The 20,299-nt window shown below is 43.1% G+C and carries 20 protein-coding genes; 1 reads left to right on the top strand and 19 read right to left on the bottom strand.

The annotated features are described in order from the left end of the window. Nucleotides 1–28: 28 nt before the first annotated feature. The 7 genes from EXZ60_RS13935 to EXZ60_RS13905 form a co-directional block, all read right to left on the bottom strand. Complete coding sequence (locus EXZ60_RS13935) at nt 29–643, bottom strand: hypothetical protein (RefSeq protein ID WP_013857353.1); 615 nt, start codon at nt 641–643, stop codon at nt 29–31. Nucleotides 644–1,194: 551 nt separating this feature from the next. After that, complete coding sequence (locus EXZ60_RS13930) at nt 1,195–1,896, bottom strand: VpsP family polysaccharide biosynthesis protein (RefSeq protein ID WP_277435859.1); 702 nt, start codon at nt 1,894–1,896, stop codon at nt 1,195–1,197. Nucleotides 1,897–1,898: 2 nt separating this feature from the next. Then, nucleotides 1,899–4,103 (bottom strand): exopolysaccharide regulatory tyrosine autokinase VpsO, encoded by a 2,205-nt coding sequence (vpsO, locus tag EXZ60_RS13925; RefSeq protein WP_277435858.1) that lies wholly within the window; start codon nt 4,101–4,103, stop codon nt 1,899–1,901. Nucleotides 4,104–4,116: 13 nt separating this feature from the next. Further along, nucleotides 4,117–4,635 (bottom strand): exopolysaccharide export protein VpsN, encoded by a 519-nt coding sequence (vpsN, locus tag EXZ60_RS13920; protein WP_017045832.1) that lies wholly within the window; start codon nt 4,633–4,635, stop codon nt 4,117–4,119. Between the two features lie 6 nt (nt 4,636–4,641). Continuing rightward, nucleotides 4,642–5,832, bottom strand: a complete 1,191-nt coding sequence (locus tag EXZ60_RS13915; protein ID WP_277435857.1) for an outer membrane beta-barrel protein — start codon at nt 5,830–5,832, stop codon at nt 4,642–4,644. Between the two features lie 20 nt (nt 5,833–5,852). Beyond that, the gene (vpsL, locus tag EXZ60_RS13910) at nt 5,853–7,247 is read right to left on the bottom strand and encodes an exopolysaccharide biosynthesis glycosyltransferase VpsL (RefSeq protein WP_069211921.1); all 1,395 of its coding nucleotides are present in this window, start codon (nt 7,245–7,247) and stop codon (nt 5,853–5,855) included. Between the two features lie 373 nt (nt 7,248–7,620). Then, a complete protein-coding gene (locus tag EXZ60_RS13905; protein ID WP_017045830.1) occupies nt 7,621–8,220 on the bottom strand; it encodes a YitT family protein in 600 nt (199 codons plus the stop codon). A gap of 346 nt (nt 8,221–8,566) precedes the next feature. On the opposite strand from EXZ60_RS13905, the gene glyA reads away from it, so the two are divergent. After that, nucleotides 8,567–9,817: a serine hydroxymethyltransferase gene (glyA, locus tag EXZ60_RS13900; RefSeq protein WP_013857345.1), complete on the top strand. Its 1,251-nt coding sequence runs from the start codon at nt 8,567–8,569 to the stop codon at nt 9,815–9,817. Nucleotides 9,818–9,934: 117 nt separating this feature from the next. Here glyA and EXZ60_RS13895 read toward each other — a convergent pair whose 3' ends face one another. The 12 genes from EXZ60_RS13895 to lptE all read right to left on the bottom strand — a co-directional run bounded on the left by EXZ60_RS13895 (nt 9,935) and on the right by lptE (nt 20,226). Beyond that, complete coding sequence (locus EXZ60_RS13895; RefSeq protein ID WP_013857344.1) at nt 9,935–10,261, bottom strand: hypothetical protein; 327 nt, start codon at nt 10,259–10,261, stop codon at nt 9,935–9,937. Nucleotides 10,262–10,407: 146 nt separating this feature from the next. After that, nucleotides 10,408–11,376 carry a lipoyl synthase gene (lipA, locus tag EXZ60_RS13890; RefSeq protein ID WP_013857343.1) on the bottom strand — a complete coding sequence of 323 codons (969 nt, stop codon included), beginning with the start codon at nt 11,374–11,376 and terminating at the stop codon, nt 10,408–10,410. 5 nt (nt 11,377–11,381) lie between these two features. Continuing rightward, the gene (gene lipB / locus EXZ60_RS13885) at nt 11,382–12,035 is read right to left on the bottom strand and encodes a lipoyl(octanoyl) transferase LipB (RefSeq protein WP_094124943.1); all 654 of its coding nucleotides are present in this window, start codon (nt 12,033–12,035) and stop codon (nt 11,382–11,384) included. Between the two features lie 213 nt (nt 12,036–12,248). Beyond that, nucleotides 12,249–12,527, bottom strand: a complete 279-nt coding sequence (gene ybeD / locus EXZ60_RS13880; RefSeq protein ID WP_010317329.1) for a DUF493 family protein YbeD — start codon at nt 12,525–12,527, stop codon at nt 12,249–12,251. Between the two features lie 119 nt (nt 12,528–12,646). Next, a complete protein-coding gene (locus EXZ60_RS13875) occupies nt 12,647–13,825 on the bottom strand; it encodes a serine hydrolase (RefSeq protein ID WP_088728720.1) in 1,179 nt (392 codons plus the stop codon). Nucleotides 13,826–13,917: 92 nt separating this feature from the next. Further along, complete coding sequence (locus tag EXZ60_RS13870) at nt 13,918–14,700, bottom strand: septal ring lytic transglycosylase RlpA family protein (RefSeq protein WP_017045827.1); 783 nt, start codon at nt 14,698–14,700, stop codon at nt 13,918–13,920. Nucleotides 14,701–14,702: 2 nt separating this feature from the next. Beyond that, nucleotides 14,703–15,824, bottom strand: coding sequence for a rod shape-determining protein RodA (gene rodA / locus EXZ60_RS13865; RefSeq protein ID WP_013857338.1), 1,122 nt, complete (start codon nt 15,822–15,824; stop codon nt 14,703–14,705). Then, complete coding sequence (mrdA, locus tag EXZ60_RS13860) at nt 15,824–17,704, bottom strand: penicillin-binding protein 2 (RefSeq protein ID WP_013857337.1); 1,881 nt, start codon at nt 17,702–17,704, stop codon at nt 15,824–15,826. Before mrdA ends, rodA begins: the two co-directional genes overlap by 1 nt. Nucleotides 17,705–17,710: 6 nt before the next feature. Next, nucleotides 17,711–18,181, bottom strand: a complete 471-nt coding sequence (gene rlmH, locus EXZ60_RS13855) for a 23S rRNA (pseudouridine(1915)-N(3))-methyltransferase RlmH (RefSeq protein ID WP_013857336.1) — start codon at nt 18,179–18,181, stop codon at nt 17,711–17,713. A 3-nt stretch (nt 18,182–18,184) separates the two neighbouring features. Next, nucleotides 18,185–18,502, bottom strand: coding sequence for a ribosome silencing factor (gene rsfS, locus EXZ60_RS13850; RefSeq protein WP_013857335.1), 318 nt, complete (start codon nt 18,500–18,502; stop codon nt 18,185–18,187). 62 nt (nt 18,503–18,564) lie between these two features. Next, nucleotides 18,565–19,590 carry a DNA polymerase III subunit delta gene (holA, locus tag EXZ60_RS13845; protein ID WP_017045824.1) on the bottom strand — a complete coding sequence of 342 codons (1,026 nt, stop codon included), beginning with the start codon at nt 19,588–19,590 and terminating at the stop codon, nt 18,565–18,567. A gap of 9 nt (nt 19,591–19,599) precedes the next feature. Next, a complete protein-coding gene (lptE, locus tag EXZ60_RS13840; RefSeq protein ID WP_277435856.1) occupies nt 19,600–20,226 on the bottom strand; it encodes an LPS assembly lipoprotein LptE in 627 nt (208 codons plus the stop codon). Between the last annotated feature and the right edge of the window lie 73 nt (nt 20,227–20,299).

Here is a 20,299-nt window from a genome sequence, read left to right as displayed (position 1 = left end):
AACTGGATGAAAGCATCGAATTAAACGATCAGTTTGGTGAAGCGGTACCACCACCACTGCCATTGCCGGTTCCAAGTGTTGTGGTGTTACCTGGCACCGTTGCGACTGGAGGTAAGCCACCAGGTAAAGCCGATGGAGTACCTGCCGCTGTCGGTTCAGTAATGGTCGCTGGGTCAGCGCCACCGGAGATTGCAGCAACAATCACATCCGTTGAGTCCATTAAATCCATTGCAATAACAGCATCAACGATAGCTTGAGCTGACTCTGGTGATTTAGTGACAGCAAGCTGAATGACTTCAGAACGCATCTCTTGAGGTGCATTTTTAACGAGTATCGCAGTCAAAGCTGCGACTTGGTCACTCGATATATGGTCAAATACCGTATTGAAGATATCGAGTGCTAGTTGTGGGTGTAGAGTAGACGCTAGGTCCGCCATTTCTAGTGCCATGCTTGGGCATAGTTTCATTAAAGCTTGCAGAGAAATAATGGCGTCGTCTGCTTGTTCTAGGCTGGCTCTTATTGTGTCTGTGGCCACTTTATGGTTTTTATAAAGTGAACAAGTAATTTCTGTTTCGGCATATAACCTTGAACTAGCCAGCAAAGCTGAAATAGCAATCCAAAATATCCATAGTGATTTTTTCATTGGTAAGTCCTAAAAGCCTACGATTTACTGTTGCGATGATTATAAGTGAAGTAGTACATCCAGTGATATCGTACTTCTGTTAATAAGGGTTCGATTCTCATTCTTAAGGCGTTTTTATGCGCGAGGTTGTCTTAGTTTGGAGCATAAGTTTGAAGATTGAAGTCTGCTAGTAACGTAATAGATTATTGAGGCCATTGTTATACCAAGTAAGCTTGCCCCTAAATCGAGCAAAGAGAATGATCGTGAACTCGATAACATTTGTAAACTTTCATCAATTACGCAACAGGTCGAGACGATAACTATGGCGAGAAAGATGCTCTGTATAGGGGAAAGAGTGGCGGAAATTACTCGGATAAAAACCAAGGTAATGAATAGCGCAAGTGTAAAGTGGAGATAAATATCACCGCCGAGTGACTTTTCCAAAAATATCGGTATCTCAGCATGAATATTCAGTGTTTTTGCCAGTGATAGCGAAGCCGTACCAAGAGAAAGCAAGGCTAACATGAACAAGGCGATAGGCCGGTTTATTGAATAATGTTTTATCATCGAGATCACTCTAGCGCTCTCTTGCAGAGACTATTTTTCTCAGTATAACGTTGAGGGTTATAAATAATAGCTGCACAGGTAAATTTTAAGAGACCGTTTGATTTTAGATATTGGTAGGCTTCTCCTCGGCTTTGAGGATGAGCTAATGCTCTTGCGGCGTGATCAATAATGATAGTTCGCTGCGGCGCTGAAAAAATAGACCAATGGTTAAGGCCAATCTGGAAAAGTGTGTTGTTCACTTTGGGTGTAAAAGGCCCATATCTGTCGGCTTGTGCAAAATAGAGATCAATATTTTCCCCTTTCAACTGAGTTTCAATCACCAATAAATCAGCCCATGTGTCTGACCAAGTGGGTCTCAATAATGCACTTTCCAAGTAGGCCTTTTTTGCATTGAGCAAGCGGCTCTCTTTATCTACATCATCGCCCAAATAGGCTTCCCACTCATACACCTTACCCAGTAAATTGTGGTAATGAGGATGGTCGCTGTGGTGTTGTAGGGCCTTTAGTATCATGAGTTTTGTCTCATTCACTTGCTCTAAAGTTACACCATCACTGTGCTTTGTCCAGTAGTCGATATTTCTTTCTGTTGCTAGCGCGTAAATGGACGCCGTCAAAAAATGAAATGCAAAATAGAGAGTCACGAGTGCAGTTAGCCCAATGCTCAAACGTAAAGCATGGGCTAAAAAAGGGTGATTCACGACCGTCATGGTTATTTTTCTGGGCCGTAATAGGATTGATATTGATGATAACCGCTATAATTAGAGGCTTTTTTGGTGTTCAGTTTGTTCAATATGACGCCATCAATTCTCGCTCCTTGCTGCGTTAAGCGTCCGACCACATCTCTAGCCACTTTAGTACGTGTGTGTGGAGCATTGATCACGAGTATGGTCGAGTCCACGTACTGCGACAGCATAAATGCATCACTAACGGCTAAACACGGAGGTGTATCAATCACAATTCTGCTATAGCGTGTCTTTAGCTCTTCGAGTAGTGAGGCAAACTTAGGCGAGGAGATAAGTTCAAGAGGATTGTCTGTCACGACTCCTGCTGCCAAAACATCAAGCCCTGATTCTTCATCGGTATAGAGACACTCTTCTATGGTATGCGTACCTATGAGCAAGTTGCTCATTCCTGGCTGTGAACCAGAGATGCCAAAACGGTGTGCAACCGATGGTTTTCTCAAATCGCAGTCAATCAGTAGTGTTTTTTCCATTTGTGCCAGTGAAAAAGCCAAATTGATACTCGAGGTTGTTTTTCCTTCCTCTGGTAGTGAAGAAGTAACCATTACAACATGATGATCTTTGTTGGTGTTGGCAAGTAAATAACCAGTCCGAACGGTTCTAATCGCTTCTGTTAGCTCTCGGTGTTTCGAATCAAAATAGGTTTTGAGCGTCAGGGGACCTCGAGTTTTAATTGCCGGTATAATACCGAGTAAGCTTAGTGATAACTGTTTTTCGACCTGTTTTACATCAAGGAATGTATCGTTTACCGCATCAGCAATAAAAGCAACAACACACGCCAAACCAAACGAAGCGACAAACGCTAACAATACAATCAGTTTACGATTCGGTTTACTTGGGGCGAGGGGCGGATTGGCAAAATCGGTAAAACGAGCAATCGTAGCATTAAAGTCGCTCGATGCACTGGTCTCTTTTTGACGACTTAAAAAGAGATCAAACAGCTCTCGGTTTGTTTGGACTTCACGCTTTAGCTCTGAATATCTTGCATTTTTTACGGAGAGGCTTTGAAACTCTGATTTGCGTTTCTCAAGTTCCCGGTGCAAAGAACTCTCTGCTTGCTTAGCAGCCTGTAACTCATTGTTGATCCCGTTTAGTAGCTGTTTTAGTTCGGAATTTAAATTACGTTTAACAGAGGCTAGTTCGGCTTGTGCTGCTTTGAGTTTTGGGTGTTTATCTCCATAGCGTTTTGATAGTTCCGAGACTTTCTTTTCAGCTTGCACTTCAGCCAATTTGACATCTCGTATCGTCGGGTGGTTAGAGATCTCTGGGATAGATGCAAGGGCAGAGAGGTCACCATCTTGACGGCTGTACGTTTGAGCGACCAAATAAAGAGTCTCAGCTGCAACGCGTCTGTCTCTCGTTTTATTCAATTGAGAGGTCAGTTCTTCAAGTTCTTGAGATGCTAGGCTTTCAACGCCTTGGATATCAACTAGCCCTTCAGATTTTAAAAATATTTGTAGTTGAGCTTCTGACTTTTTTAGTTGTTCGCGCAAATCACCCATGCGGTTGTTGAGCCAGCTATTCGCCTTCAGTTCAACTTGAAGTTTGTCTTCGATATGACTATCCATAAAGACGTTACCAATCTCATTGGCAATTTGAGCCGATAATTTAGGGTCTTTACTGGTGTAGAAAATATTCACTAGTTGAGTTTTTCTTATTGGGCTAACTTCTAGCCCACGCTTAAACTTAGCCAGAACCAATCTGCTAGTTCGATAGTTTTGGTCTTCCTGTGATATTTCCGCTGGCTCTTTCTTGAACGATTTTAGAACAGGAAACCATTCTAATACATCGAATTTAAACCCAGTTTTTTGATTATTTTCTACAGTAGGGTCAAATTCTGGGTGGCTGGCAAGGTTAAGGCGTTTAATGACTTCCTCTGCGACTCGGTCTGATTTCAAGATCTCTATTTGAGTCAAATAGTATTCTTGGCTTTTGGTATCTAAACCATAGATGTCTTCAATCGAAACGGCTTTTGCTTGTTTTGATTCGATGATCAGTGAGGCGCGAGCGGTATATTGCGAAGGAATCGATAATGCAATCAATACGGCAATGGCGGTGACCATTGTAGAAAAAAGTAGAATACGCCATTTATAGTTGAGAAGAACATGAAAATACTGACGAATATCAATAACTTCATCTGAGTTCAAGTGATTTTTAATTAAAGAGTTTTCCATACAACTAAGTTACCTAAAAAAAGCTTTCTTCTACGGTGAGAATGTCACCAGGCTGAATTTTATGAAGCAATGTTACTTTTACTGGCTTGGCCTCAGGAGCATCACTTGATGATATATAGATCTTAGTTTTAGACGCTCGCTCAGTGAATCCACCCGCAATCGTAATGGCTTTGTTTACGGTTAACCCCGGATGATACGGATAACTCCCGGATATTTTCACTTGTCCGTTGATAAAATAGGGACGATATTCGACTATGCTGACAAAAACATTGGGGTTAACCAGATACCCATCGATTAAACCATTGTGGATAGCAGTTTTTACTTCCTCAATCGTTTTTCCTTTCAGTTTAATTCGTCCCAAAAAAGGGTAATCAATGTTACCACTGTCACCTACACGGGTTTCAATAGATAACTCTGGTTCATCATAAACTTGAATTCTAATTTGATCCCCAACGCCTAACTTATAAAAACTCTCATTGGCCAATGTTGACCAGGAAAGACAACTCAATAGAATGACTAAGAAGTACTTCATCGTAAGTTACATCACACCTTCAATAGCAAAGTAATAAACATTTTGATCGTAGCTTAACGAACTGATGCTGGAATCTCTCGATTCAAGTTGGTAGCCGACTTTGAATGTTAGCCAACGACGAAAATCGTAGCTTAATGAAAGTGTTACCTTACTGGTGTCATCGTCGCGAGCAGTGCTGGTGTAATTCTCGCTTAATAGAGAATAATCGACGTTAGAAGAGATGATGTCACTCCAATTGTGTGTCCAATTTGCGTTATACACTTTGGTATCGATTGAATCACCTGTACCGTCACTATCGGTTGATTTACGATTTGTTTTCAACTGCACTGCAGAGTATGTACGGATGAGATAAGTGACATCAATATCCCATGAAAAAGAGTCGAAATCTTCCCTAGAAGAGGATTCAAAATCTTTATGTTGCATACCGACCTTGGCATTTCCCTGCAGTTTCCCTGTTGCGTCCCAAGAGGTACCAACATATCCCATATAATGGGTGCTGTCTTTGAGAGTCGAGCCTGGGGCTATATCACTATAATGCCTATCATTAACGATAATTTGGAAAACTAGCGACGTTTTTGGCAGCGCTTTATAGTATAGAGAGCTGTTGAATCGTAATTCATCCCAATTTTGGTATTGAGTTATATTTTTGTTATTTTGGTAATCAAAGTTACTCCATCCAATATTGGTTTCTAGTCGGCCTTTAGCATCTTCACCACCAAGGCCATAGCCAAGGTTAATGTTATTGGTATTGTACTCATTGTGCGATAAGTTGAGTGTCGTATCGTTATCACCACGCTGTTCATGAGTTAATGCAAGAGCATAGCTGAAGTCAACTCGATGCTTGGAATTGAGCTCCCAGTCACTGGCTAAATCAAAGAAATGGTCAGTGTAGTTATCTTTGCTAGAGCTGAAAAAATCGCCTCTTTGTAGTCGATAACCTACGCGATGTTTCTGGCCACTTGTCGGCTCTATTGCTAAACCGATACCTGGTTCGAACACTGAATATTGGGAATGTTCGAGATCTTGTGACGCTTTTGCTAAGTTGTCGTTATAACCCGTTGATAAGTTTAAAAACGGTACAATAGCAATCCCTGACTCAGTCATAATTGGGTTGGGTTGCGGTTTTGCTTGTACGGCTGATAACGCAAAAAAAGCCAAACCAAAGGACGCGATTCTATTTAAATTAGTTGTTTTCATATGAGTATGCTTTATCCATTCTAGTAAGCATTCTTGCCTACAAATCCTTTAAATACGGTAAGAAATACGATTTTGATGTCGAACCACAACGACCATCTGTGTATATAGTCCAAATCAAATTGGACACGTTTTTCCATTTTATCTAGCGTATCGGTTTCACCACGCCAGCCATTAATTTGTGCCCAGCCAGTAATTCCTGGTTTTACTTTATGTCTCAGCATGTAGCGGTTAACGATCGTTCGATACTCTTCGTTGTGCGCTACGGCATGAGGGCGAGGGCCGACAATAGACATTCGACCTTGAAGCACATTAATAAACTGTGGTAGCTCATCTAGTGACGTCTTCCGAATAAACGCACCAAAAGGAGTCACTCGGGGATCATTTTTTGTTGCTTGTGTCACTTTGTTCCCATTGTCCATGGCACGCATGCTTCTGAATTTCCATACTTTGATAGACTTTCCATCCAGCCCATAACGCATCTGTTTGAAAATAATAGGGCCGGGCGAGCTGAGTTTTACGCCTACTGCAACCGCAATAAGGACAGGACTGATTAAAATCAAGATAAGACTACTTAAGACTAAATCTTCAAAACGTTTTAGCCACGTACCTAACCCATTGAACGGTGTATCAAAAATACTAAAAGCATTAACATCGCCGATGGTATACCAACGCGAATGCAGTAAATTGAAGGTGAAAAAATCCGGCACAATATAGGTATTCACTGTGCTATCCGAAAAGGCCTCTAGAATCTTGCTGATTCGATGCTGGGCTTGCATTGGTAGTGCTATGTACACACTTTTTACTTCACCGTTTTTGGCAAGTGTTAATGCATCATTAACTTTACCGAGCACTGGAATATCGCTTGCGATACGTTCATCACCCCTATCATCGTAAAAGCCCGTCAGTTTAATACCTAACTCAGGGTTATTGATGAGATTTTTCGATAGTTCCAGACCCTGCGGTGTCATGCCGATAATGACCGCTTTAGTGGTGTGATAACCTTTTTTGTGTAGATAGTAAATGACTGTAAATGCGACGAAGCGCCAAAGCAGTAATAAAATAAATGATCCGACAAACCAAAAACCTAAAATTAAACGTGAGAAATCGCTTCCAGTTTTTGTGAAATAACCAACTAAAGTTAAGCAGCCAACAGTTGAAGCCCAACAAAAAGCAGTGTGTAGAGTTAAAACTCTAAGTTTTGTGGTTCGCCAACCGCTGTATATATCAAGGCTTTCAGCAATAAATGAATAAAAAATAACCCCTAAAAGTCCCACAGATATATAAGACATCGTAACGATATGTGAGTGAAACTTTAGTGTAATATACATTGTGATCAGTATTACTAAGCAATCTATCAGGCGGTAGAAAAATTTACCTTGATAGTTAGAAATACGGATCCTTCCTCTTTCACCCATTGTAGAAGCTCCTAACCGCTCAATTATTAAGGTAACGAATAATAATTATTTTTTAGCAGTGCATTCTCATATTAAGCTCCGACGACTTCAACTGATCAGGTGCATCAAAAATAAGACGCGATGTGTGATATATGGAATGGGTGACTGTATTTTGGGTTTTTCAATTTGAGATGGAGTACCGAGAGTCGGATAAGGTGATGTAATCACTTGCTATTACTGCATTAGCTTAATGTGGTCACCTTGTTAGAGGTCCTCTATATAAGAGCCAGCTAATGTTTAAATAAAAATAATGGGGGGCATTTACGGTGTAAGAATTAAGGCTAAATTTGGTTGTGTTTTTATCTCTTCGTAATCTTATGGGTATTGCGACAGCTTAAGGGTAAGTCACGCTATATCGTGTGGGTTTATGATTCATTGCTAATACAAGGTTAAGTGAGACAGCCCCGAGCACAGACAGTGTGGCAATGGAAAACGAAACAAAAAAGGCAGAAGCAGCTAAAATTGAGCAATCTATAATCAACTGACTTTTGCCAACAGGGATCCCAAATTTATCTTGAATAAACAAACACAAGACATTAAAGCCACCCAAGCTGGAACGGTGACGAAAGAGAATTAACATGCCAAGACCCATTAATAATCCCCCGGCAATGGCGCAGTAAATTTCATTGACCATTTCCAAAGAAATTACCAAATAAAGATGGTCCGCAAAAATAGAGACTAATGCGCCGGATAGCGCGCTGTTGATGGCAAAGCGATGACCAAATCGTTTCCAAGCCAAAATGTAAAAAGGGGTGTTAGCCAAAAAATAAATGCTACCAAATGAGGCTGGGACTAACTGGCTGATCAGCAGTGCTAAACCAGCGGTTCCACCTGTCAGTAAATGAGCGGACTGGAGAAAGAAGACGCCTTGTGCGACCAAAAAGGTTCCCGTTAAAATGGCAACCCAATCTTCTTTACGTGTGTGTGTTCGCATCGATAAATAATTTTAATAGCTAAGAATGGCGAGCATAGTAAAGAAAAAGTAATATTTTCGGTAGATAGAGAGTGAAAATTGAGGTAAACCTATGTAATTGCAGCTTTACAAGGTGTAAAGCAGAATGGTTGACATACTAACTCATCATTATCCAACTTACTGTTTAGCATGAGTTACCTCACTATCCATTATGAAAAAACTGCATGATAATTTCTGTAATTTGTTCTTTATGACCCAGATCAAATTATGTAGAATGTGCGCCATATTACGGTGACGAAAACGTTTGCTTTTGGTCGTTGTGTGGTTTTTTTGAAACTTTCAGTAAAATCTGAGTCAGGAGATACAGATGCTTAAGCGTGATATGAACATCGCAGATTACGATGCGGACCTGTTCGCAGCTATTCAAGAAGAGACTCTTCGTCAGGAAGAACACATTGAACTTATCGCTTCGGAAAACTACACAAGTCCACGTGTAATGGAAGCGCAAGGTTCACAGCTCACCAATAAATACGCTGAAGGTTACCCAGGTAAACGCTATTACGGTGGTTGTGAGTTTGTCGATAAAGTAGAAACACTGGCGATTGAACGTGCGTGTGAACTGTTTGGCGCAGACTATGCGAACGTGCAGCCGCATTCTGGCTCACAAGCAAACAACGCGGTTTATATGGCGTTGCTTAACGCCGGTGATACCGTATTAGGAATGAGCTTGGCACACGGTGGTCATTTGACTCACGGTTCACCTGTCAACTTTTCCGGTAAGCTGTACAACATCATTCCTTATGGCATTGATGCAAAAGGTCAAATTAACTACGAAGAGATGGAAGCATTAGCGGTTGAGCATCAGCCAAAAATGATCATCGGTGGCTTCTCTGCTTATTCACAAGTTTGCGACTGGAAAAGAATGCGTGAAATTGCTGATAAAGTGGGCGCTTACTTGTTCGTTGATATGGCGCATGTAGCTGGTTTGATTGCGGCGGGTGTTTACCCTAACCCTGTTCCTCATGCCCACGTAGTGACGACCACTACCCACAAAACATTGGCAGGTCCTCGTGGTGGCCTTATTCTTTCGAATGCAGGTGAAGACTTATATAAGAAGCTTAACTCAGCCGTATTCCCTGGTGGTCAAGGTGGTCCTTTAATGCACGTTATCGCAGGTAAAGCGGTCGCGTTTAAAGAAGCTCTAGAACCAGAGTTCAAAGAGTATCAAAAACGCGTAGTCGCCAATGCGAAAGCGATGGTGGCCGAGTTTTTGGCTCGTGGTTACAACATTGTTTCAGGTTCCACAGAAAATCACCTGTTCCTTGTCGATTTGATCGATAAAAATATTACAGGTAAAGATGCTGATGCGGCATTGGGTGCGGCTAACATTACAGTGAACAAAAACTCTGTACCGAATGATCCGCGTAGCCCATTTGTGACCTCTGGCATCCGCGTGGGTTCTCCATCAATTACTCGCCGTGGTTTTACTGAAGCTGATGCGAAAGCACTAGCTGGATGGATGTGTGATATTTTGGATAACATGGGTGATGAATCTGTTATTCAAGCAACGAAGGCAAAAGTGTTAGAAATTTGTAAGCGTTTGCCTGTATACGCGTAGTTTTACGCACAATAAAAAAGCTCCTAATATTTAGGAGCTTTTTTATTTGGTCATTATTTATTTTATTGAGCACAAATAAGAAGAGTGGTCTCTTGCTGTCGAATGTGCTCTGCAGAACTATTTTGCAATGCTGAGCAATGTGCCTGACTTACATTGAAAAGAGTAATATTTAGTGCTCTCGTTAAATTTGCCTAAACCTTCACCATCACAATACTCAATATTAATATTGCGCATAGTATCAAGTGTCTTTTCGCTATTTAAGGCAAACTTAGAGCCGTCAGCGCAGACAATACGAACGCGGCCATCATCACTCACAGAGTAAATGTTGACTTCAGTATTACAAAGCTCAAAGGAGGCTTCACGATAGTTATCTTGCTGAGTATTAGACGCACAACCGGCCATTAAAGTGGCTGTAACAAGTGCTAATGTACTGATCGTTTTCATATTAATAAATCCCTAGCTTTGTTATCTATTTTCTATGCCGTTAGCCTATAGAACATAGAATCAATATTCAAGCTTCAATCATTAACCGAGCAGAGTCTCAAAAACCGATGAGTGAACATCGGCTTGATTGAACTTGTTCTGTGTGGTTATTTCACTTCTAGCCCTTTGGCTTGCATATCCGCATGATAGGAGGAACGTACGAACGGACCACAGGCGGCGTGAGTAAATCCAAGCTCTAGTGCGATCTCTTTAAGTTCGTCAAATTCAGACGGTGGAACGTAGCGTTCAACTGGCAGGTGATGGCGACTCGGTGCTAAATATTGACCAAGAGTAAGCATTGTGACGTCGTGAGCTCGAAGATCTTTCAATACTTCCACGATCTCTTCTTTTGTTTCACCAAGCCCCATCATGATGCCTGATTTGGTAGGGATACTTGGATGTTGTTGCTTGAATTTCTTCAACAGTTCCAGTGACCATTTATAGTTTGCCCCGGGACGCGCCTTACGATATAGACGTGGTGCGGTTTCTAAGTTGTGGTTAAACACATCCGGTGGGTTATCTTTGAGTAGTTCAAGGGCGATATCCATTCGGCCACGAAAATCCGGTACTAACGTTTCGATACGGATCTCTGGGTTTAATGCTCTAATTTCACGATTACAGTCGGCAAAATGTTGGGCACCACCATCACGTAGGTCATCACGGTCAACTGAGGTGATAACCACGTATTTCAACTTCATATCCTTAATGGTTTGCGCCAGTTTTTGTGGTTCGTTTGTCTCTGGGGCATTTGGCCGTCCATGAGCAACATCACAAAATGGGCACCGTCTTGTACAGATGGCGCCTAAAATCATAAAGGTGGCGGTTCCGTGGTTAAAGCATTCTGCTAGGTTAGGGCAAGACGCTTCTTCACACACCGAATGGAGATTATTTTTACGCATTGCCGATTTGATCTCTTGGATGCGTTGGCTATCACTCGGCAGCTTAATTTTCATCCACTCGGGCTTACGCAAAACTTCTTTTTGTTCGGCGGCTGGCATATTTTTTACAGGAATTAATGCCATCTTATCAGCGTCGCGGTATTTAACGCCTTTTTCCATTTGGATCGGTTTGCTCATGCTTTTTACCTTTGAAGAGGTGCTTCTGTGCTGAATTCTACTTGCTCGTAAGCCAATATGTTAACGAGTTCTATTATAAGTTGTTTTTCTACGGTTTGTAGTTCTGTCGGGCCGCCCAGTTCACTGACTTGGGCCATTTCTAAACCCTGATAGCCACAAGGGTTAATGCGTAGGAAAGGGGAGAGATCCATGTTGACGTTTAGCGCTAAACCATGAAACGAACAACCTTTACGGATCCGTAACCCAAGAGAGCAGATTTTTTTCCCTTTGACATAGACACCAGGGGCATCTGGTCTTGCGGCTGAGTCAATACGGTATGCTTGCAAGGTATTGATCACGATCTGTTCAATTTTGGTCACTAACTCTCTTACACCTAATTTTTTGCGGCGCAAATCGATCAAGAAATAAGCCACCAGTTGGCCTGGACCATGGTAGGTAACTTGGCCGCCTCGGTCACTTTGTACCACTGGAATATCGCCAGTATTGAGAAGATGCTCAGCTTTACCTGCTTGGCCTTGGGTAAAAACTGGTTGATGCTCGACAAGCCAAACCTGATCCGGTGTACTTTCGATTCTTGTATCGGTAAATTCATGCATAGCTTCCCATACAGGAAGGTATTCTTGGCGACCCAGACGTTTTACAACAAGCGAATTTAACATCAGCGTGACTCATCTACCGTATAAATAAAGTTTTTGGATTATAAACTTCTTCCAGCGAATGGACTACTAATGAGGACGATAAATTTGTCCTTAGTGTGATGGGGTATATGCTATCTATATGATTTATATTAAAAAAGCAGCCTAAGCTGCTTTCAAAAAAAATTGAATAAATCAAAAAATGAGAGGCTAGGCATCTCAATCACGGTTTTTGAGCTACAGAACCATACGTACGATATCGATCTCGCCTAGCTCTTTGTACAGTATTTCAACTTGCTCGATAGAGGTGGCGGTAATGTTAATCGATAAGGAGTGATAAGTCCCTTTTGCACTGGGTTTAACTCGTGGGCTGTAATCACCTGGAGCGTGACGTTGGATAACTTCAAGAACCTTCTCTGGAAGTTCGGGCTTTGCGTGGCCCATCACCTTGTAGGTAAATGAACAAGGAAACTCGAGTAAGTCTTTGAGTTTTGCATCAGAGTTGATAGTCAGCATAATGGAAACTCCCGTTGATAATTCGATTAGCGGTGGCGAATACTACAGCGAATGTTGATGGAACTCAATAATCACAAAGCCGCGGTAAGGCGGCTTTGTTTTATCTTCTACAAGGGATATCAGAATAATCCTTTGAAAAGTAATACAATGTAGTCCCAAAGACGGCTAAATATGCTGCCTTCATCAACATTTTCTAATGCCAAAAGAGGGTATTCAGCCACGTCTTTGCCATCAAGCTGGTAGTAAAGCTTACCGACCACATCGCCTTGGCTTATTGGCGCTCTGAGCTCTTTTTCAAGAACAAAGCTTGCGCTGAGATCCTTCGCTTGACCGCGAGGGAGTGTAACGTAAGTATCTTCATTGACACCAAGCGCCACTTTATCCTTGTCACCCATCCAGATTTTTTCTTCGACGAATGTTTCACCTGCTTTGTGTGGCGCAACGGTTTCGAAGAATCTAAAGCCATAGCTCAGAAGTTTTTTACTTTCTGATTTACGAGCATTTTCATCTTTGGTCCCCATAACCACAGCAACGAGGCGCATTTTCCCTTCCGTTGCAGAGCTAACTAAACTGTACCCAGCATTACTCGTATGACCGGTTTTAATACCATCTACGTTCATACTTTTATCCCACAGCAAACCATTTCGGTTGTACTGGGTAATCCCGTTATAGGTATATTTCTGCTCTGAATAAATACGGTACTCGTTTGGTACATCACGAATCAACGCTTGACCTAGTAGCGCCATGTCATATGGAGTTGAATAGAGATTTGGGTTATCTAGACCGTGTACGTTAGCAAAGTGCGTATTGCTCATTTTTAGTGAACTTGCCCACGCATTCATTAGGTCAACAAAAGCGTCTTCTGAGCCAGCAATGTGTTCAGCCATCGCCACGCAAGCGTCATTACCAGACTGAATGATGATACCTTTGTTCAGTTCTTCTACGGTAACTGTAGTGCCGACTTCAATAAACATTTTAGAAGAGTCAGGGAAGTTTTTAGCCCACGCATTTTTACTGACCACCACTTTATCTTGTGGAGAGATATTGCCACGTTTAAGTTCTTGGCCAATCACGTAGCTGGTCATCATTTTCGTCAAACTTGCAGGTGAAAGTTTGGTGTTCATCTCTTTTTCTGCCAGCACTTTACCTGAATGGTAGTCCATCAACACATAGCCTTTAGCGGCAATCTGAGGAGCATCAGGTATCACGATAGGCGCAGAAAATACTGAGCTAGTAAAGGTTGCAGAAAGCGCAATAGAAGACGCTAGAATCGGTTTTAAGAATGTGTGTTTTTTCATGAGGAATGCAAATTATCTTATTAACTGTCCATATCTTAACAGAAACGACCTATCAAACCAGAGCTTGAATCAAGATCACTGGATTTGATAAGTCACTGAGTGACGGGTTGCGCTTTGATGAAGGCGGTCTCGTAACCGAGTAATTTAACTTTTTCTAGCGTTTGTTGAGTCAGGGCATCGTCATTAAATGGCCCTAAAAATACGCGATGACTGCCATTCACACTGTCTACAAAGCTTTCAACCGTCAATGTTTGACTCAATTGTTCGGATAAAGTTCGTATTCTTTGCTCTGATTTTGCAGAGGCAACTTGGATGAGATATTGAACCTTCTTTTTCTGTGGTGACGTCGTGATGGGTTTATCGATGGTGATGACTTCGATAGCCACATTCGCAGTCCCGGTTTGAACTACACCTAATTTGTAAGCGGCAGCGTAGCTTAAATCAATAATTCGTCCCTCATGAAAGGGACCGCGATCGTTTACCCGAACGATCGCGGTTTTTTTGTTATCTAAATTTGTTACTTTAACGTAGCTGGGTAACGGCAACGTTTTATGGGCGGCCGTCATCGAATACATGTCGTAGATTTCACCGTTGGATGTCAGATGTCCATGAAACTTTTTTCCATACCACGAGGCTTGGCCTTTCTCTGTAAATCCTTTGGCCTCTTTGACAATGGTGTAGTTTATGCCTCTCAAAGTGTAATTCTTGTTGCCGCCCAAACTATAGGGTTCGTATTGCGGATGTGCATCTTCAATATGCTCAACCGAGAGTGGCGTGTTAGGGGCCACGTCGTCTGTTATTGAATAGCGGCTTGAAGAGCTACAACCGATGAGAAATAGACTCGTTAATATAAAGATAAATAGGGAGTTTCTCATGCTTAGGTTGCCTTAGAAAATGCTTTTCGGTGAGTGTGGATAGACATCAGTATGCCAAAGCCAGCCATGAGAGTGACCATGGAAGTACCACCATAGCTGATGAGGGCTAAGGGAACACCAACCACGGGTAAAATACCACTGACCATACCTATGTTTACAAAAACGTAAACAAAGAAGCTGAGCACAATACTTCCTGCCATCATTCGCCCAAAAGCCGTTTGCGCGTTGCTCGCGAGGTATAGACCACGTCCGATGATAAAGAGATAAATAGCGAGTAAACACAAGATGCCAATCATGCCCCACTCTTCAGCAATAACGGCAAAAATGAAGTCGGTGTGCCGCTCAGGTAAGAATTCAAGTTGCGACTGTGTGCCGTGTAGCCATCCTTTTCCTGACAACCCTCCAGACCCAATGGCTATTTTACTCTGAATGATATGATAACCTGCACCGAGAGGATCGGATTCCGGATTGAAAAGTGTTCTGACTCGGGTTTTTTGATATTCACGCATCAGAAAGAACCAAAGCACTGGTATGAAGCCACCCAAAGCCACGGCGGCAGAAAAAATGATTCGCCAGCTTATTCCAGATAAGAAAATGACAAAAATGCCGGAGGCTGCAATCAATATTGAAGTGCCAAGATCGGGCTGCTTCGCGATTAGCACGGTAGGGATAAACACCATTAACAGCGAAACGACTAGAGTTTTAAAGGTGGGTGGAAGAGAACGTTTCCCTATGTAGCGAGCAACCATGAGAGGCACTGCGAGTTTAAGCAATTCTGAGGGCTGAAAACGAACAAAGCCTAAATTTAACCAGCGCTGAGCTCCCTTGGACGATTCGCCAAAAAACAGCACGCCGAGCAACAACAGTACGCCACAGAAAAACATAAAGGGTGCAAGAGACTCATAAGTTCTTGGGGAAATTTGAGCAAGAAAGATCATCACACCGAGAGCCAGTACCATGCGCATGGCTTGGCGATCCATCATAGTTAAGCTCTGACCGCTGGCGCTGTACATCACGACCAGCCCAAACCCCATCAATAACAAAATACCCAGCAGTAATGGCAAGTCGATGTGCAAACGCTCAAAAAGCGCTCGATTTTGTCCTGTTGAAGGATCCAGTTCCATTATTTTTCAGCCTCTTTACCTAGAATGGCGCGGTCAAATATTTTCCTAACAACGGGTCCACCATTGCCAGAACCTCCCCCTGCGTTTTCGAGTACCAGAGTGACAATAAGCTGCGGGTCATCTACAGGCGCAAAGCCTGTGAATAGGGCATGGTCACGGAGGTGTTCGGCTAATTCATCGGCCTTATACACTTGGTTTTCTGCCAAGCCAAACACTTGCGCAGTTCCAGATTTTCCAGCGCTGACATATTTCATATTGGTAAATGAACGCCGTGCGGTTCCTTTTTTGCCGTGGTTTACAAGACGCATGCCATTGATTGCGATGTCCCAGTAGCGTTTCGGCACCCCTTCGATCGGTGGCGAAGTTTCTAATTCTGAAAGCTCTTGCCTGCTAAACTCTTCACCATTTTTGAGCGTCGAACGCAATAAATGCGGCGCAATCACTTTGCCGTGATTAACCAGCACGGAAGTCGCTTTGGCAATTTGCATCGGTGTTGATGTCCAATACCCTTGGCCAATGCCGACCGGAATCGTATCACCTTGATACCAAGGGGTTCGGTGACGTGCCATTTTCCACTCACGCGTTGGCATGTTCGCTTTGCCTTCTTCGTAAATGTCTAAACCTGTATAGTCACCAAAGCCAAATTTCATCATCCAACTAGAGAGACGATCAATACCCAAGTCGTAGGCGATTTGGTAAAAGAAGGTATCGACAGACTCTTCGAGCGCCTTATTAATGTCCACTCGACCATGCCCCCAGCGCAACCAGTCTCGGAAGGGCCGCGTTTTGGAGTTTGGTATCACCCAATAACCAGGATCATTACGTGTTGTTGTTGGGGTTATAACCCCTTCTTGAAGTGCAGCGACGGCAATAAAAGGTTTAATCGTTGAGCCGGGAGGGTAAATACCAAGTGTTGCTCGATTGACTAACGGGCGGTCTGGGTCATTGAGAAGTTCGTTGTAGGCGGCGCTAGAAATACCATGTACGAATGGGTTTGGATCGTAGCTTGGACTTGATGCCATGGTAAGGACACCGTTATCTTTTGGATCGAGCACTACAATTGAACCTCGACGGCCATCCAACAACTTGTGCACATAAAGCTGCAGATCAATGTCCAAGCTTAATACAATGTCTTTCCCTGCCACGGGAGGGACGTATTTTAAGGTGCGAATGATGCGTCCTCGGCTATTGACCTCAACTTCTTGGTAGCCAGCCGTACCGTGCAGCACATCCTCATAAAAGCGTTCAATCCCCAGTTTGCCAATATCACGAGTGGCTTGGTAATTGGCTGAGCGCTCTTCGCGTTCTAGACGTTCCATATCTCGGTCATTGATTCTGGATACATAACCGATAACATGAGTGAGAACTTCACCATAGGGGTAGTAGCGCTTTAAGCTTGCGCTTACTGATACACCGGGAAACTTGTGCTGATTGACCGAAAAAATAGCCACTTCTTCCGGTGTTAACTGTGTCAAAAGCGGCACTGAATTAAACCGGCGTGTCTGACGACGCTCTTTTTCAAAGGTGGCAATTTTTTCTGGTGAGATGGTCAGGTATTGCTGTAAGCGCGTGATCGTATCATCCATATCGCGCACTTGCTCAGGTGTGATCTCTAAGTTGAATACTGGGCGGTTTTCCGCTAGTAGCACACCATTGCGGTCATAAATTAACCCTCGATTAGGCGCAATCGGGACGATTTTGATTCGGTTATCGTTGGATCGCGTTTTGTAATCTTGATATTGGTTAATTTGAATATGGTACAAATTGGTAAGCAGAACGCCCACCAGCATGATGATCGCAATAAAAGAGACAATTGCTCGGTTGCGAAACAGCCGAGCTTCTGATTGGTAGTCACGAATTTGGCTACGCTTACGTAACATGAATAGTTATTCTCGGTGATAAGGGTGATTAGCCGTAATACTCCAAGCGCGGTACAAACTCTCTGCCATGACCACTCGAACCAAAGGGTGAGGAAGTGTCAACGGCGAAAGCGACCAGCTCTGCTCTGCGGCGGCTTTGCATGCAGGAGAAAGCCCTTCAGGGCCACCAATTAAAATCGATACATCACGGGCATCGAGCTTCCAACTTTCAAGTTGTTCCGCCAGTTGTTCGGTATCCCAACGTTTACCTGGAATATCGAGAGTAACAATTCGATTGCTTTTTGGCACGGCCGCGAGCATAGCTTCGCCTTCTTTTTGCAAAATTCTTGCAATATCCGCATTTTTGCCACGTTTGCCCGCTTGTATCTCCACTAATTCAAGCGGCATATCGTGTGGAAAACGTCGGCGGTACTCTTGAAAGCCTTCTTCTACCCATTTCGGCATTTTGGTACCAACGGCAATCAACTGAATTTTCAAAACTTAACTCCAAAGTTTTTCAAGCTGGTACAGATCACGGTGCTCTTCTTGCATAACATGCAACATGCTGCTGCCCATGTCTAGCACGACCCATTCGCCTTCACTTTCGCCATCCATACCCAGTGGTTCCATGCCCACTTTTTTGACTTCAGTTGCGACATGTTCGGCAATCGAGGCTACATGTCGTTTTGATGTGCCTGTGCAAATGATCATGTAATCGGTGATGCTAGATTTTCCCTTAACATCTAAGGTTTTGATATCAATGGCTTTCATATCGTCGGCTTTATCGGCAAGAAAGTCTTTCAATTCGTGGTGTTGCAAGCGTCATCTCCTTTAAAAATTGGTCTGGTTACTGACAAAATGGCGCGGAGTATAACACGCCTTCAAGCCAACTTTGATACAACGGACTGTGGCAAGCAAAATTCGACACTGATTTGCTGCAATATTGGCCAAGTTGAGGTTTCATACTGAGTTTTAGTTACTCTTTCGGCTTGGGTGAGTAATGCAATCAGCTGTTTGAGTTTATCTCTCGATAGTCTTTTTAAGCTTGCCGCGTACCAAGGTCGCTTGGATTGCCAAATTCGGTACTTATCAAAGATTGAGCCAATCGGCATCTGGGTTAAATCTTGATGCATTTGCAGCAGCAGTAGCAGCTCTTTTTGTAGGCTACGTATCAGAATCACAGGCTCAGTGCCTTCGGTAATGAGCTGGCGTAAAATACGTTGTGACCGATTCGCTTGCCCTTCGAGCAGCGCATCGACCCAGTGAAAGACGGTGAAGTGGTTATGTCGGCTTAATGACTCTTCTAAGCGGATCAGCGTCAGTAAGCCATCTGGATAGAGTAGTGCGAGTTTTTCTAAGCTCTGAGAGAGCGCGAACAGATTGCCTTCATGCCATTGTGCCAGCATCTGCACTGCTTCTTGATCAGGTTTTAGTCCCAATGTGCGGCAGCGCATCATGACAAATTGTGGCAGTTTGCTGATATCCGGGGTTAAGCAACTCACCCAACATCCTAGGCTTGAGAGTGTCTTAAACCATTTAGTGCTTTCTTGTGCTTTGGTCAATTTCTCACCGATGATCACAAGTAGTACGTCAGGATGAAGCGATTGACCTAGGGCGACGAGCTCTTTTGCTGTTGCCGCATTTGCACCCGTTTCAGGTAATTCAATTTCAATGATTTTTTTGCTGGAAAATAAACTTAAAGCTTGGCAGCAGTCATAGACTTGATCCCAGTTTAAATGGGCATCGGCACTGAAACGATGGCGTTCTTCAAATCCTTGTTCTAACGCTTTTTTCTCTATCGCCACGCGTGATTCTTGCAGCAATAGCGGTTCGTTGCCAAACAGTAAGTAAAGCCCCATCAAGGGCTTGTTTAAGTGATCGGCCAGCTTGTCAGCAAATATTCTCATTACTCGCCTTTAGTTTGCCGCAGGAGCCGTGAATTGTGACGGTTCACTTTCCACGGTATTTATCTCATAGGCCTGCTGGTCTGTTCGCTGCTGTTCATTTTCTTGTTGTTCAAGTTGATGTTCATTCGCTGCAATATCGGCTTTTAGACGTGCCATTTGGCGTAAAATTTGAGTCGCGGCTAGTTTGCGCATCTCATCTTCAATCATGTCTCTCTCTACCGATTTAGCGAGAGCAGTTAATGGGTTATCAAGATAGCTACGAGTCACACTGGTTGAAAACGTTTTTATCCCCACTTCAGGTAGGGTGACGCTATAGGAGGCGTTGAACGTCAATTCCAATTCAGCAGCACGAGTATTTTGATAAAGCGAAAGCGTCCGTTCACCAACACTCTCGCCTATGAGATAGATGTTTGGCACCGTCTCTGAGGGGGAAACAATCTCAATGTCACTCATTCGTAATTGATTTTTTACCATACGAGTGAAGGTACTGTATTGGTCGTAGCTGGTGACAGAGACTCGATTGAGCTCTTCAGGAACGGAGTAATCGCCACGAAGATGAAAGCCGCAAGCGGAGAGTAGGCTGCTCATAATAACAATTAACGATAATTTCAGAGAGTAAGACGAAATTTGGCGCATTGGGGTTAAGTTCTCATATATTTAGGTGACTTATCTTAGCGCTCTATAGCTCTGTGGGTAAGAACGCTAAGAT

It is taken from the genome of Vibrio sp. 1151_11, from assembly GCF_029478525.1.
In the GTDB taxonomy this organism is placed as follows: Bacteria; Pseudomonadota; Gammaproteobacteria; order Enterobacterales; family Vibrionaceae; genus Vibrio; species Vibrio anguillarum.
The sequence above is the reverse complement of the archived record's forward strand: the minus strand, read 5'-3'. Positions and strand labels throughout refer to the sequence as shown.